Source organism: Novisyntrophococcus fermenticellae, from assembly GCF_018866245.1.
In the GTDB taxonomy this organism is placed as follows: Bacteria; Bacillota; Clostridia; order Lachnospirales; family Lachnospiraceae; genus Novisyntrophococcus; species Novisyntrophococcus fermenticellae.
In genome coordinates, this window is the sequence record NZ_CP076458.1 from 1,007,620 (window position 1) to 1,024,047 (window position 16,428).

General features: G+C 44.1%; 7 protein-coding genes and 1 CRISPR repeat array. Of the genes, 6 read left to right on the plus strand and 1 reads right to left on the minus strand.

The window, feature by feature from the left end; all coding sequences use genetic code 11:
* Positions 1-7: 7 nt before the first annotated feature.
* Positions 8-298 carry a CRISPR-associated endonuclease Cas2 gene (cas2, locus tag KNL20_RS04610; protein ID WP_230399449.1) on the plus strand — a complete coding sequence of 97 codons (291 nt, stop codon included), beginning with the start codon at positions 8-10 and terminating at the stop codon, positions 296-298.
* Positions 299-448: 150 nt separating this feature from the next.
* Positions 449-8,331: a CRISPR direct-repeat array (repeat unit 32 nt; unit sequence GTCGCACCCCAAGTGGGTGCGTGGATTGAAAT).
* Positions 8,332-8,460: 129 nt separating this feature from the next.
* Here cas2 and KNL20_RS04615 read toward each other — a convergent pair.
* Positions 8,461-9,636, minus strand: a complete 1,176-nt coding sequence (locus KNL20_RS04615; RefSeq protein ID WP_230399450.1) for a Gfo/Idh/MocA family protein — start codon at positions 9,634-9,636, stop codon at positions 8,461-8,463.
* 361 nt (positions 9,637-9,997) lie between these two features.
* Between KNL20_RS04615 and KNL20_RS04620 the strand changes: the two genes are divergently transcribed.
* The 5 genes from KNL20_RS04620 to KNL20_RS04640 all read left to right on the plus strand — a co-directional run bounded on the left by KNL20_RS04620 (position 9,998) and on the right by KNL20_RS04640 (position 16,428).
* On the plus strand, positions 9,998-11,314 hold the full coding sequence (locus tag KNL20_RS04620) for a sugar ABC transporter substrate-binding protein (protein ID WP_230399451.1): 1,317 nt from the start codon (positions 9,998-10,000) through the stop codon (positions 11,312-11,314).
* 64 nt (positions 11,315-11,378) lie between these two features.
* Positions 11,379-12,293 (plus strand): carbohydrate ABC transporter permease, encoded by a 915-nt coding sequence (locus tag KNL20_RS04625; RefSeq protein WP_230399452.1) that lies wholly within the window; start codon positions 11,379-11,381, stop codon positions 12,291-12,293.
* On the plus strand, positions 12,293-13,129 hold the full coding sequence (locus KNL20_RS04630; RefSeq protein ID WP_230399453.1) for a carbohydrate ABC transporter permease: 837 nt from the start codon (positions 12,293-12,295) through the stop codon (positions 13,127-13,129). Before KNL20_RS04625 ends, KNL20_RS04630 begins: the two co-directional genes overlap by 1 nt.
* 6 nt (positions 13,130-13,135) lie before the next feature.
* Positions 13,136-14,908 carry a sensor histidine kinase gene (locus tag KNL20_RS04635; RefSeq protein ID WP_230399454.1) on the plus strand — a complete coding sequence of 591 codons (1,773 nt, stop codon included), beginning with the start codon at positions 13,136-13,138 and terminating at the stop codon, positions 14,906-14,908.
* Positions 14,905-16,428, plus strand: a complete 1,524-nt coding sequence (locus tag KNL20_RS04640) for a response regulator transcription factor (RefSeq protein WP_230399455.1) — start codon at positions 14,905-14,907, stop codon at positions 16,426-16,428. The genes KNL20_RS04635 and KNL20_RS04640 overlap by 4 nt, the downstream gene beginning before the upstream one ends.

Here is a 16,428-nt window from a genome sequence, read left to right on the forward strand (position 1 = left end):
GGTTGAAATGTACATATTAATAACATATGATATTAATGTCACATCGACAAGCGGTCAGAGTAGGCTCCGTAGGGTGGCTAAAATATGTGAGAACTATGGTCAGCGAGTACAGAATTCTGTTTTCGAATGCAGGTTAAATGAGGCTGAATTATTAAAAGTGAAGAAACAATTATTGGAAGTGATCAATATGGATATGGACAGCCTCCGATTTTATAGACTTGGAGATAATTACGACAAGAAAGTTCAGCATATGGGTGCAAAGAAAACGTATAAATTCGACGATGCATTCATTGTTTAGACAGTGCGAACCATAAGTGATCATAAAAACACAAGGAGGTTCGCACCAAAAAAACTAATAATTAAAATATAGATATATGCAGTTGCATAAAAATGCAGTGGTAAAATCTATATGTTGTTATATGCTGTGAAAAAAACACATCATATAGCCGTCGCACCCCAAGTGGGTGCGTGGATTGAAATTGTCAGGTTTTGCTTTCTGTCGATAATCAGTCGGGTCGCACCCCAAGTGGGTGCGTGGATTGAAATAATTCCATCAAAGCAAAAGGGCAAGAACGATTAGAGTCGCACCCCAAGTGGGTGCGTGGATTGAAATCTGCGCCAGATCCCTTAAATAATATTGTAGTCTTCGTCGCACCCCAAGTGGGTGCGTGGATTGAAATACGTTTCTTTTTGAGTCGGTAAATTGCCAGCTCCGGTCGCACCCCAAGTGGGTGCGTGGATTGAAATCCAACTCCTTGTTGGAACGGCTTTTCCCTTTTCCGTCGCACCCCAAGTGGGTGCGTGGATTGAAATAAAAAAAGAGAGGGCAGAACGTGTGACAGAAGCGGTCGCACCCCAAGTGGGTGCGTGGATTGAAATCGGTCAGCTATTTGTTGGAATCAAATATGGAAATGTCGCACCCCAAGTGGGTGCGTGGATTGAAATAGTTCAATGCAACCGATGGTATGGTCGGAAAGATGTCGCACCCCAAGTGGGTGCGTGGATTGAAATTCCAATCCCAGCATAAATATGTATGCCGTCTGAGTCGCACCCCAAGTGGGTGCGTGGATTGAAATTTGGAAAAGACCAAAGTGATACTTGCGATATTTGGTCGCACCCCAAGTGGGTGCGTGGATTGAAATTAAGTGGCAGGCATTGATAGATAGCACTTCAAGAGTCGCACCCCAAGTGGGTGCGTGGATTGAAATACACGGCGATAGAAGCGGTCAATGAATCTGCTGATGTCGCACCCCAAGTGGGTGCGTGGATTGAAATTTGGTTAAGGTAATAGATATGTTGCTTCCATGTTGTCGCACCCCAAGTGGGTGCGTGGATTGAAATTTCGACATATTTTGCCGTTGCATGTCCGATTTCTGTCGCACCCCAAGTGGGTGCGTGGATTGAAATTTCGTAGTGGCTAAAAACCCTACACCGCCAAGACCCGTCGCACCCCAAGTGGGTGCGTGGATTGAAATCATACGTCATCATCTACTTGTTGGATAACTGCAGTCGCACCCCAAGTGGGTGCGTGGATTGAAATTACGACCCTGTTCCCAGTCCCTTATAGTACCGACGTCGCACCCCAAGTGGGTGCGTGGATTGAAATATAGGATTTTAGCATTAAAGGATTTTAGGGATGTGTCGCACCCCAAGTGGGTGCGTGGATTGAAATTCTCATATCAATCATTTCAATAGTCGTGGTTTGGTCGCACCCCAAGTGGGTGCGTGGATTGAAATGGTGTTACCATAAACGCATGATTTATCATGCACTGGTCGCACCCCAAGTGGGTGCGTGGATTGAAATGAACAGGAAGACCCGATTGTCAAAACTAGGATGAAGTCGCACCCCAAGTGGGTGCGTGGATTGAAATGAATTTCTCCGTGTCAGGAACAAAAATTTGAATTGTCGCACCCCAAGTGGGTGCGTGGATTGAAATCGGATGTTTCCGGACAATGACAGTGTTTTTTTATGGTCGCACCCCAAGTGGGTGCGTGGATTGAAATATATTGAACATATCACACCGTTAGAGGATGGCGGGGTCGCACCCCAAGTGGGTGCGTGGATTGAAATAAGCAGGTCAATGATTGCGAAGATTGAAGCTGGAAGTCGCACCCCAAGTGGGTGCGTGGATTGAAATCGTGCACATCAGCATGACCATATATTTCGGCGTTACGTCGCACCCCAAGTGGGTGCGTGGATTGAAATAAAAATTTGTTTGAATCGAGTATCTCCGTCAAATAGTCGCACCCCAAGTGGGTGCGTGGATTGAAATATTTCTGACAAGGCTTTTGTGTTGAACAGTTTCAAGTCGCACCCCAAGTGGGTGCGTGGATTGAAATCTTGTGGGAACAGGGAATCTACCAAAAAACAATCGTCGCACCCCAAGTGGGTGCGTGGATTGAAATAAACATATTGTCTGGGCATATGATAACCGCTTCAACGTCGCACCCCAAGTGGGTGCGTGGATTGAAATCATCAAGCGATTGAAGCGGTGAATACATCTGCTGGTCGCACCCCAAGTGGGTGCGTGGATTGAAATCAAGAAACTTGTAACAGATGATGTACCATAGCAAGTCGCACCCCAAGTGGGTGCGTGGATTGAAATGAGTCGGTTGGCAATTTGTTATCCGCCAACGAGGTGTCGCACCCCAAGTGGGTGCGTGGATTGAAATAGTTCAACGCAACCGATGGTACGGTCGGAAAGATAACGTCGCACCCCAAGTGGGTGCGTGGATTGAAATCCCACATCTCATTTACAGTAGAGCTGTCCCACATCTTGTCGCACCCCAAGTGGGTGCGTGGATTGAAATATGGTCATATAAGTGATACTAGGTGTTCAACACTGTGTCGCACCCCAAGTGGGTGCGTGGATTGAAATTAAATGGCAGGCATTGATAGATAGCACATCAAGAGTCGCACCCCAAGTGGGTGCGTGGATTGAAATTGGGATTGTTCCACCAGATAACATCTTCAAGAGAGTCGCACCCCAAGTGGGTGCGTGGATTGAAATTAAATGGCAGGCATTGATAGATAGCACATCAAGAATGTCGCACCCCAAGTGGGTGCGTGGATTGAAATAGAGACAAGTAGAATGGTATGGCAATGTTATTTATAGTCGCACCCCAAGTGGGTGCGTGGATTGAAATCTGAATCGCTGGGGCGGACAGCCTATTTTTGATAGTCGCACCCCAAGTGGGTGCGTGGATTGAAATAGAAAAGAGAGGGCAGAACGTGTGACAGAAGCGTTGTCGCACCCCAAGTGGGTGCGTGGATTGAAATGGCTGTTCCGGTGACATTGTCTTTTCCGTATACCGTCGCACCCCAAGTGGGTGCGTGGATTGAAATCGCAATCGTCGTACCAACCGATCGCCGGACTGTCTGTCGCACCCCAAGTGGGTGCGTGGATTGAAATTTGTTGCGTTGTTTAATAAAAACTTTTTTTACATAGTCGCACCCCAAGTGGGTGCGTGGATTGAAATCTTTCCCAGCTTTCCCGGCTGTATCGGTAATTTTGTCGCACCCCAAGTGGGTGCGTGGATTGAAATAAGGAGACCATAGACGTTGAGATTTTGCCTGATGGTCGCACCCCAAGTGGGTGCGTGGATTGAAATCAAAATGGGAGCCGATGTTTGAGGCAGATGCAAGCGTCGCACCCCAAGTGGGTGCGTGGATTGAAATTTTGCTCTCCATTGTGTGTCGGTATACCGCCTTTAGTCGCACCCCAAGTGGGTGCGTGGATTGAAATCATGGTATCAATCCACGTTCTGGTGCAGCATCCAGTCGCACCCCAAGTGGGTGCGTGGATTGAAATCTGTCACGCTTGTACAGATTAAGAGCTTCCTTTGTCGCACCCCAAGTGGGTGCGTGGATTGAAATTTTCAACACATCTTATAATAGTGTTGATTAATTATGTCGCACCCCAAGTGGGTGCGTGGATTGAAATAGTCAGGCGGTTCGCTTGAGGTTTGCGAAGTCTAGTCGCACCCCAAGTGGGTGCGTGGATTGAAATTGATCGTGGGGTACTGCAAATCGGAAAAATTGAAGTCGCACCCCAAGTGGGTGCGTGGATTGAAATCTGCCAACGCGTCCGGAGCAGTGACAAACTATGCCGTCGCACCCCAAGTGGGTGCGTGGATTGAAATAGTTTGACCTGACAGAATACATCAAAGATGAATACGTCGCACCCCAAGTGGGTGCGTGGATTGAAATCCTTAAGTACATTCTGGTCACAAGTGCCGATGTTCGTCGCACCCCAAGTGGGTGCGTGGATTGAAATTAACAAGGACCTGGGAATCAATCGGGAGAACCGTGTCGCACCCCAAGTGGGTGCGTGGATTGAAATAATAATACTCTAAAAAGGCCGTAATATATTCGTGTCGCACCCCAAGTGGGTGCGTGGATTGAAATAAGTTTGCAGTTGTCCACTGATAATCACCAACTGGTCGCACCCCAAGTGGGTGCGTGGATTGAAATTCTGGTGCGGTCTCGCACTAGATTGCTTTTTGGCGTCGCACCCCAAGTGGGTGCGTGGATTGAAATTATTATCAAGAAGAAAGGAAGTGCAACAGATGAGTCGCACCCCAAGTGGGTGCGTGGATTGAAATATCACGATTCGGGGTGAATCCGAAGTGTATCCGGTCGCACCCCAAGTGGGTGCGTGGATTGAAATCGTAGGTGTCCGGGGTAAAATTGCGGTCAAAGAAGTCGCACCCCAAGTGGGTGCGTGGATTGAAATTGCGTTGGCAATAGATGCGTCTAATTCTGACTTCGTCGCACCCCAAGTGGGTGCGTGGATTGAAATCAATTTGATGTGCCATCCCAGTCTCAAACCACATGGTCGCACCCCAAGTGGGTGCGTGGATTGAAATAAAAGGAAGTATGGAATAGAGAAACTGATGAAATGTCGCACCCCAAGTGGGTGCGTGGATTGAAATTGATACGTCTGTAGCCTTTACTGTGACGCTTTTAGTCGCACCCCAAGTGGGTGCGTGGATTGAAATATTTTCCTGTTTACAATGCGGCAATGCCGTAGTATGTCGCACCCCAAGTGGGTGCGTGGATTGAAATCCAGACAAATGTAACAAAACTGTTAATTAAATCTCCGTCGCACCCCAAGTGGGTGCGTGGATTGAAATTTTGGCAAGAGCCATTTTTTTATTAGATTCATACGTCGCACCCCAAGTGGGTGCGTGGATTGAAATCATCAATCAAAGAAAAATCCTGCGTTTTGGCAGAGGTCGCACCCCAAGTGGGTGCGTGGATTGAAATCCATGACCTAACCGTTACTTTATCTCCTACTTTTGTCGCACCCCAAGTGGGTGCGTGGATTGAAATGCACTTCATCTTCCAACTGTTTGAGACGGTAATCGTCGCACCCCAAGTGGGTGCGTGGATTGAAATTGAAACGCTTTTACGCTTGTTGCCACTGCCGCACTGTCGCACCCCAAGTGGGTGCGTGGATTGAAATCTGTTACGATATCCATAAACACGTTGCCTAGAAGTCGCACCCCAAGTGGGTGCGTGGATTGAAATCAGAAGGGTTTGAGGTTGATGAAAATGCGGCTGGTGTCGCACCCCAAGTGGGTGCGTGGATTGAAATTCAAATTGGTTGTACGGCTCCATACATTGAGCCTTTGTCGCACCCCAAGTGGGTGCGTGGATTGAAATGGAAGCAATGGACACGTGGAAAGCAACCATTTCGTCGTCGCACCCCAAGTGGGTGCGTGGATTGAAATCTGTGACCATAATAATGCCATCATTCTTTTCCCGGTCGCACCCCAAGTGGGTGCGTGGATTGAAATAAATTGCCCAGGGCCAGCCACCAAAAGGAAACCGCCGTCGCACCCCAAGTGGGTGCGTGGATTGAAATCAATTTTGCCAGAATCGTTAAAACAGGGGCCTGAGTCGCACCCCAAGTGGGTGCGTGGATTGAAATCATCTGGGTTAATGCTTTCTTTCATCGGTCGTGGTGTCGCACCCCAAGTGGGTGCGTGGATTGAAATAGAAATTAGTGAAAATGCTTTTCCATCATAGTATAGTCGCACCCCAAGTGGGTGCGTGGATTGAAATGTTCCGGTCAACCAAAACCTTTTTCGCGTCCTCGTCGCACCCCAAGTGGGTGCGTGGATTGAAATTTTGTGATAGTAGCATACAATAGGCATGGTATAACGTCGCACCCCAAGTGGGTGCGTGGATTGAAATGATAATATTTACGTGTCATTTTCTGGCGGTAAGGGTCGCACCCCAAGTGGGTGCGTGGATTGAAATTGCGCTTACATCATACCCAGATGCCAGTGCAAGTCGGTCGCACCCCAAGTGGGTGCGTGGATTGAAATCGAGCGGATGTGGTCTTTTAATTTCTTGGCCTGTGTCGCACCCCAAGTGGGTGCGTGGATTGAAATCAATGGCAGCGGTAGCAACAATCCCCTTGACAGCGTCGCACCCCAAGTGGGTGCGTGGATTGAAATCGTCTGTGCCATTTAGTCGCGGAAATTCCACCCACCGTCGCACCCCAAGTGGGTGCGTGGATTGAAATTAACATATATCCGTTATATCCTACTGGGATAATTCGGTCGCACCCCAAGTGGGTGCGTGGATTGAAATCGTCAGTTAAGATGTTAAGCGCATCCTGTCCTGTTGTCGCACCCCAAGTGGGTGCGTGGATTGAAATGCTTTGTTACAGCGTCAGATACAGTATTGTAAAACGTCGCACCCCAAGTGGGTGCGTGGATTGAAATCCATGTTTCAGAAACTACGTTTGTATAGTTTCCAAGTCGCACCCCAAGTGGGTGCGTGGATTGAAATCAATTGAAAAAACTTTACACCCTTATACGCGAAGCGTCGCACCCCAAGTGGGTGCGTGGATTGAAATCAGTCAGACGTATCCAACAGGCAGGATATCGGATGTCGCACCCCAAGTGGGTGCGTGGATTGAAATTATTGATATCGTAATTGGCTCATATCGCTTATTAGTCGCACCCCAAGTGGGTGCGTGGATTGAAATTTTTTGTTATCGTCGTTTAGCTGGGTGAATACAGTCGCACCCCAAGTGGGTGCGTGGATTGAAATTTAAAGCCCTTATTGACTCTGCTATATCACCACGTCGCACCCCAAGTGGGTGCGTGGATTGAAATATTGATACGGTTGTGCAAAACTACCCTAAATTTTGTCGCACCCCAAGTGGGTGCGTGGATTGAAATATCTTGTCCCTCCCCTTTTATAATAATTCGTTTCTGTCGCACCCCAAGTGGGTGCGTGGATTGAAATTGAAAGGCGGCACCCTAAAGCGTATCGTTGTCCCGTCGCACCCCAAGTGGGTGCGTGGATTGAAATGGAAATATTACAAGCTACCCTTGGAAAGAAAAGGATGTCGCACCCCAAGTGGGTGCGTGGATTGAAATAGGATTGCAAGCAGTAATATCCGGCAAGGGATTAGTCGCACCCCAAGTGGGTGCGTGGATTGAAATATTTGATGGCATGGCTGAAAAGCAGGAGGTGCTTTGTCGCACCCCAAGTGGGTGCGTGGATTGAAATTGGATATTATCGCCTGAAACGCTGTGAGATACGGAGTCGCACCCCAAGTGGGTGCGTGGATTGAAATAAATCTGGAATTATTTTAAAAAGCAGGGTAGTGATGTCGCACCCCAAGTGGGTGCGTGGATTGAAATAATCGTGTGCCGCAGGACTATCCAACACCATGGAAGTCGCACCCCAAGTGGGTGCGTGGATTGAAATGATTGTCACGTCTGACGTATCTGCCAATTCATAGAGTCGCACCCCAAGTGGGTGCGTGGATTGAAATTGATGTATTCTGGCAGTTCCAAAGCCCTCAACCTCGTCGCACCCCAAGTGGGTGCGTGGATTGAAATAAAAAATGAATGTCGAAAAATGGACTGATACTCGTCGCACCCCAAGTGGGTGCGTGGATTGAAATCATATATGTCAACCCTCTGTTTTAACGATGCGTGCGTCGCACCCCAAGTGGGTGCGTGGATTGAAATGTCAACAACTAGAAAACACCTTTTTGCATTCGCGTCGCACCCCAAGTGGGTGCGTGGATTGAAATGAGCCGGTTGAAAAATTGCTATCCGCCAAAGAAGGTCGCACCCCAAGTGGGTGCGTGGATTGAAATCTGATTGCATAGAGAAAAAACCGCATGAATTAACGTCGCACCCCAAGTGGGTGCGTGGATTGAAATCTTGTAATCCACTTCTTTCCGCAATAATCATACCGTCGCACCCCAAGTGGGTGCGTGGATTGAAATAGAGAAATAAAATAAAAAAAATTAAAAAAGTTGTTGTCGCACCCCAAGTGGTGGTGTGGATTGAAATTGCAAATCAATATTTATGGCTGTTATTTTTTGGATCACCACCTCCGCACTGATATAGGTTAAAAATTAAGCAGATGACGGGACTCGGACCCGTCACCTGCCTCATGATGGTGTGAATTAAAATGGTCAGCTATTCAGCATCAAATTTCGGTATGTCAATCACGACCCCGCCTTGCATTGCTGATTCATGTGCACATATGCCTGTTCCGGTCCAATATGCCCCCATGATGTCATCAATTGCCGGCTTCCGGTTCTCAAGGATAGAGCGTACAAAGTCATGTACCAGGTGTGGATGTGAGCCCCCATGTCCGCCGCCTTGCTTAAAGGATAGATGGGTATTATCATTGTTATACACCGTATTGGTTGTGAAAGGTGCTATCTCTTCGGGAAGCAGATATGCATAATCTGGTATATGTATGCGTTCCTCCAGTATTTCTCCGCCTCGGTCAGATTTCTCGTTTTCATCGGTTATGATGTCCACTTTTTGTAAAGATCCGGTCCTTGTATATAGTACCGGATCTTCGTCTGTGAGTTGTTGCCATTCGAAGCTTTTATTTTCTCCATATATACGGAAGCATTCAGAATAACTGCGGGCCACTCCATATAAGAACCGTTCCATTTCTATCGTTATATCACTGTCCTGCAGGGTGATAAATGCGGATTCAAAAGCGAAGGGGCATCCGTATTTTTCCTGTAACTCTTTTCGAACGTTGCCTGAACCACGGGCATAGACCTTTTCCGGCAAATGTCCGCTTAACATCAGGCATGGGGCTACGGCGTGTGTTGGATGCATAAGCGGCGGAAATCCTTTCCAATATTCCGGCCAGCCTTCCATGTCCTGATAATGGGCACAGGTCATATACTGCAGACGTCCTAAATCCCCCTTTTCATACAGTTCTTTCATATATAAAAATTCCCGCTGATAAATTGTGGTTTCCATAAACATATAGTTTTTTCCAGATGCTTTTCTGGCTTCAATTACATCTTTTAATTCCTGAATGCTCATTCCCATAGGAATTGTACACCCACAATGCTTGCCTGCATTTAGAACTCGAATCGAAAATGGGGCGTGCGTTGCAGGAGGTGTTACAAGATGGACTGCATCGATTTCTTTGATATTGAGAACAGACTGCAAATCGGTAAAACAACACTCTTCCGGTATACTATACCGCTCCCTGGCGATGGCAAGTAACTTTTCATTTTGATCCACCACGAACACCTTATCAACATCGGGATGCTTGCAGTAAATTGCCACAAATTCTAATCCAAAACTAAGGCCTACTAATGCTACATTTAGCTTACTCATGAGATACCTCCTCGTATAATAACAATTATTTGTATAACAATCGGGGGATTGCTTACAGAAAAATTATAGAGGGCAAGCATTAAAAAGAGAATAAACAAAAACATCCAATGTAGGAGCTTATAGAAAAAAAATGTTCTTATTCGAAAGAACTATCTGCAATATTTTTAGAAATATTCAATACGAAATCAAAAAATAATCATCATATTGGAAGGATGTATTATATAAAAACATTTTTAGAATGAAATGCAGTTTTTCAGTATAATATCTTTATTCAAATTTGATAAAAAGTATGGTCTAATGTGGATAAGACATTTGCCAGGATGACAGATGAAATAGAAAACGAAAAAAGGGAGGATTCATTATGATTAAAAGAAAGTACGGATTATTATTTGTTTTGGGAGCCATAGCAGCCACAATGATAAGTGGATGCGGAAACACTAAATCTGCAGACCCATCGGGAGAAAATGCGGAAAGCACTTCGCAGGAAAAATCTTCTTCCTCTTCGGAAGGAGAGCTGACATTACTTATGACCAATAGCTGGGTGGACGAAAACAATCCCCTGGGAGTTGAGTTTAATAATGTCATCAAACAATATGAGAAAGAGAATCCTGGAGTAAAGATAACATTACAGGCTGCATCGCAGCAGGATATCAAAGAATCTTTCCAGACGGCTGCTTTGGCCGGAGGTGGACCGGATATTGTCATCATGGATAATTCGGGACATGCAATTGATTTGGCGGCGATGGGTCTGCTCGAACCACTTAAGAATTATGCTACAGCAGATGAGCTTATATCCCAGTATCAGGAGGGACCGCTCAATTCTGGTAAATTTGGAGGAGAATATTATTCAGTTCCATGGTATATGGATTGCTGTGGGCTATACTACAATGCGGATCGCCTGAAAGAATTGAATCTGGAGGTTCCGACGAACTGGGAAGAGCTGTCGAAGGCACTGGATACTGTCTTGGGGGCAGGCTATGGCGGTATTGCAACGTATCAGAGCGCTTATGCTTTTTACTCCTTCTTCTATGAGAACGAGAACCCGGTCATTGATACCAGTGGTGAGATTCCCAAGGTGGTAATTGATAATGAAAATGGTAAGGAAGCATGGAACTACATCTGTGATCTAATCAAAAAAGGTGCACTGGTTGAATCCTTTAAGGAAGCAACAACCTGGGATAAGGTTTATGAAAGCTTCGCGAATGGGGAGGCTACATTCCTTCTGGGAGGTGATTGGTGTGCATCGGGAATTGAGGGTGTGAATCCGGATGTGAACTATGGTATAGCTCCGATGGTTGCCGGTAAAACCCAGGCTACCATCCTTGGAGGCTGGACATGGAATATTAATGTAAACAGTAAAAACCCTAAGCTGGCCTATGATTTAATTTCTTATCTTAATTCTGAGAAGGGTGATTCTATCCTGGCGGTAGAAGGAAAGATTTCTGCGAGAAAAGGATTTGACTATGATAAGGCTCTGGAAGGAAAAGACAAACTGAAAGTGTTTACCGATGAATTCCCTTATACCGAGGCCAGACCGGCTGTAATTAATGAGAAGACAATTGACCAGTTGATTACGAATGCGATTCTGGAGGTGAATTATGGGAAGAGCACAGCGGATGAAGCGCTGACGAAATTGACTTCAGAGCTAAATTCGAATATAGAGGAAAATTATAAATAAAGTTTTGCATGCAGTCCCGCCTGAAATGTATGGGACTGCATGTAAATTCGGGAGGAGGACAAAGGTGAGACAACATAGAATCGGAAAAAAGCTGGAATTAAAAAGAAACTGGCCGGGTTATCTGCTGCTTGCACCGGCGGTTATTGCTGTTCTGGCCTTAAGTATTTATCCATTGTGCAGAGGTATCTATCTCAGCTTTGTAAATTATAATCTTGTACGTCCAAATGATGAGGCATTTAATACATTTGCCGGATTGAATAATTATATAAAGATCTTTAAGGATAAAATTTTTATCCAGTCAATTGGTAATACAGTGAAATGGACGGTAATCAATCTGGTAGTCCAGCTTGTAGTTGCGATGCTGCTTGCATTGGCGCTTAACCGTAAGATGAAGGGCAGGTCTGTATTCCGGACACTGATACTTGTACCCTGGGCGGTTCCTCATGCGATTGCGGCGATGACATTTACATTTCTATACAATGCGAATGTAGGAATAATCAATATATTGGCAGTGAAACTGGGATTGATTACAGAATCGGTATCGTGGCTTGGCAACGTGGGCTCTGCCTTCTGGTGTGTAATTCTGGTAGCAATCTGGAAAGGAATTCCATTTCAGATGATTTTTATTCTGGCAGCATTGCAGGGAATACCCGGAGATGTATATGAGAGTGCGGATATAGACGGAGCCAGCAGATGGCAAAGCTTCTGGAGGATTACCTTACCAATTATCAAGGAGCCATTGGCCATATCAACAATCCTTAACCTGATTGGAATCATATCCTGTTTCAATACAATCTGGTTAATGACAGAAGGCGGACCTTTATATAGCACAGAAATTATATATACGTATGCATACAGGGAAGCATTTATCAAACATAACTTCGGAACCGGAGCAGCGGCATCGGTTATACTGTTTATATTTATGACATTATTTTCGTGGATTTATCTCAGGATGATCAGTGAAAAGGAGGGGCAGTGATGAACAGAATTCAGAAAGAGCGAATCAGAACAGTAATTGCCTATGTATTTACTGTTCTTATGGTGGCGGCATCCATTCTTCCCTTTTTATATGTAATACTGACTGCTCTGAAATCATCGGAACAGATATATGATCCAACCCAGATTATTCCGTCCTATATAACCTTTGATAATTTCAAACAGGTGATTTTTCATTCCAATTTCATACGGTATTTTGTAAACAGTATATTTATAACAGTGGTTACAATGGTGATTTGTATGATTTTATCAGTTATGGCGGCGTATGGTTTGACCAGATATTACATCGCCGGGGCAGAGAAGATAAAAATGGTAATTCTTATGACCAGAATGTTTCCCGGTATTTTACTTTGTATTCCATATTATGTTATAATGAAGCAAATGAATCTGATTGACAGCTACGTGGGACTGATAATGATGTATTGCTCTTTTACGCTTCCATTTGCCATATGGAATACATGTGCCTTTTTTAACACCATACCATGGGATTTGGAGGAGGCGGCCATGATTGATGGATGCAGTAGAATCCGCTCTTTCTTTTCTGTTATTTTATATGTGGCAAAGCCGGGATTATTCGTAACCGCATTGTTCTGCTTCATGTCATCATGGGACGAGTATATGTACGCAGCGACATTTATCAATACGACCCTGAAGAAAACAATTCAGGTGGGAATGAAGGATTTTATCGGCCAGTATTCCATAGACTGGGGGCTTTTGATGGCAGCAGTTGTAATCAGCCTGATTCCGATTTTGATTTTCTTTGCTTTAGTACAAAAAAATCTGGTAGAAGGTTTATCATCGGGTGCAGTTAAGGGGTAGATGGGGATGCAAAATAAAAGTATTCGTACACAGATGATCGTGTATCTGGGAGGATTTGTAATCCTCCCTCTTTGTCTTGCGCTAATGATTTTAAATGTATATCTTCAGAGGACTATCTCTGACAATAAGATTAATCAGCAGCAGATACTTATGAAGCAGATAAAGGACAATGCGGAACAGATGATTGAAGTGTCTAATTATGTTTCAAGCATGATGATGATTAATCAGGAGGTTTTGGAAGGACTGCACATATTGGAGAATGAAGAGGACAGCTATAATGTTTATAAAGCCCGTGAAGATATTTCCATGAAAATATCCGAGTTAGAAAGCAGTACCTTAAATGCAGTCGGCGGAAAGCTTGCTGTGCTTACAAATTCGGGATATCTGATTGGTTCACATAATCTGAGCAAAACCGCCGTGAAGTATCAGGATACAGACTGGTATCAGCAGATTATTGAAAATGGACGTACTCCGACTTACTCCACTAAGATAGCACAATTTTTTGAAGAAATGAATCATATAAAAGAGAGACCCTATCAAGCCTTATATTTTGGGAGAAGTATCCGGGACTATTCCGGAAAATGCCTGGGAGTTATTTTTGTTCGCCTGTCTGATGATAAGATATGGGGCGGGTTTATACAGTCACTGTATGAAGATGAAAAAAGTACACTGTATATCTATAATGCAGAGGATCAAACGCAGCTTATTTACAACCAGCAAGAAAACAATGCAGATGATCTGATGAAGCAGATTTTAACGGATGAAGAGATAAACAGGGGTACTACAGCAGAAGGACTTCATTATTTTACACTGAAAATGAAAAGCTCGGATAATTTTCTGATCTATACTGCACCTAAAAATATTGTTTTCGCAGAAAATGATTTGATAAACAACCGGATTTTACAGATGATTTTGTTGCTTGTGCTTCTGACCTGCGTGATACTAATTTATCTGTCGAAGCGGCTATCTGATCCCATAAGGTGTGTTGCGCGTCAGATAGAAAACTCTGAGAATGCGATTGATACAATTCATTTGTCAAAACATACTTTTTTGGAAATCAATACCTTTATCCAAAGCTATAATAAAGCTACCGGGCGGATACTGGAGTTGATTGAAAAAGTAAAAGAAGAGAGTCGCCTGAAAGAGAAGGCACATTATGAGATGCTGATGTCCCAGATATCACCACATTTCGTTTTTAATACAGTCAATACAGTGCGCATCATGGCGAAGGAACACGGTGAAACGGAAACAGAGCAGGCTTTGACCGCCCTGGGTGAAATTCTTCATGCCGTGTATGCCAATCAAAATGGAATGACAACCGTTGGAAGAGAAGTGGCGATTGTGGCGTCCTATGTACAGATTATGCAGATCAGATTTGGGAAAACATTCCAGTATTATGATGTATTGCCAAGTGATTTATATTTTTACGAAATACCGGCTTTTACGCTGCAGCCTATTCTGGAAAATGCCATTTTGCATGGGGTCAGCGGGGTTCAGGGTGGGCAGATTATATTATCAGCGGTGGAATACGAATATGACTTTGTGATATCTGTATTTAACAACGGAAATTCAGCAGAAAGAGAAGCGATGGAACAGATATTGAAAAGCCCTGTGAGAAATAAAAGTAATTTTACCGGAATTGGTCTTTCGAATGTGAATGCCAGACTGAAAATGTTGTATGGAGATCAATATGGACTTATCTTTAACGAGAAAGTTCAAAACGGTTTTGAGATGTGGATTCGTGTACCTAAGAGACGAGAAGGGGGCGAACGTAAATGAAGGTGCTGATTGTGGAGGATGAAATCCTGTCAAGAATCGGTCTGAGACAGTTGGTGGACTGGAAGAATCTGGGGCTCACATTGCTGGAGGATGCAGCAGATGGGGAAGAGGCAATAGAAATCATCCGAAAGGAATATCCCGAAATTATACTGTTGGATCTGAATATTCCAAAGATAAACGGGCTTCAGTTACTGGAACGGTTGAAAGCGTATCATTATGAGTATCGTGTCATTGTCATCAGCTGCAATGAGGAGTTTGATAAGGTAAAACAGGCTATGAAATTGGGAGCATATGATTATCTGAGAAAGTTGAACCTTTCTTCCGGGGAACTTCTGCGTACACTAGTCAAATGTAAGTTTGAATTGAGTAAAAAGGCTGCTAATACGAATAAAGTTGCTCTGCATGGAGTTATCAGTGATATAAAATACGAAGATTTAATCAGCGGAAATGGACGGCAGATTTTTATGGAGGAAAAGTGTTATGAAACTTTGGTCTGCATACAGCTGCAGGCCGGGCATACCCCTGATGCTATATATCTGCTGGAAGAGAAGTCCAGAAAGTTTCTGGCCGAATATAAAATCAATACATTGGTAATCAGAAAGGACCTTCAAAGCTGTTTTTATCTTTTCCCGGAAACTTGCAAGATATCATTTCTGGAAGAGTGGAACGGGAAATTAGAGAATATTTTTGAAAACAAAGTCTATATGGGATGCGTCTATCATAAAATTAAAGATACGCAGGAGTTGTTTGAAAATCTGCTCTTGTCGGAGCAAATTCGCACAATCAGTTACTATGACGAAACAGATACGCTCCGGATATTTAGCGAAAAATTAAAAACAAATGATCATAGTCCAAGAGGAATGCTGGATTTGATACATGAGCTTCAAAGCATGGTTGCGAAATTTGACCGGGAAAAGATTCATAGCTGCATCAGCAGCATATTCTGCCTTATCCGAGACACACCTTATACCAGCGTGAACGTTCTGCGCCGCATTTTTATGGACATGCTGGGAATTTATTCCATTGCAGCCCAGAGTATGGGTGGAGCCATTGAAGAAATCTATATAAGAGAAGATAACTGCCATTATCAGAACATCATGATGATGAACAGTCTTATGCAGATAGAGGCATGGTTTCTTGAATTTTCAGATGCATTTTTACAATGTTTTTTAATCTGCTATAAATGCAGCCGGTCTGAAATTCTTAAAAAGGCTCTTGCATACATCAAAGAGAATCTGTATATACAGGTACAGCTTTCGGATACAGCGAAAGAAATTGGGGTTTCGGCAGCTTATCTGAGCACACTATTTAAAAAAGAAATGGGGCAGAATTTTATAGAATATGTGAATCAACAGAAAACTGAGGCAGCAAAAAAATTGTTGGAAGAGGGAAAGATGGTGTATGAAATATCAGATAAGCTCGGTTATGAGAACAGCACCTATTTTTCAAAGGTATTTAAGAAATTCACAAACATGTCACCAGATACTTATCGAAAATTACAAACACACAAAAAACTGTAA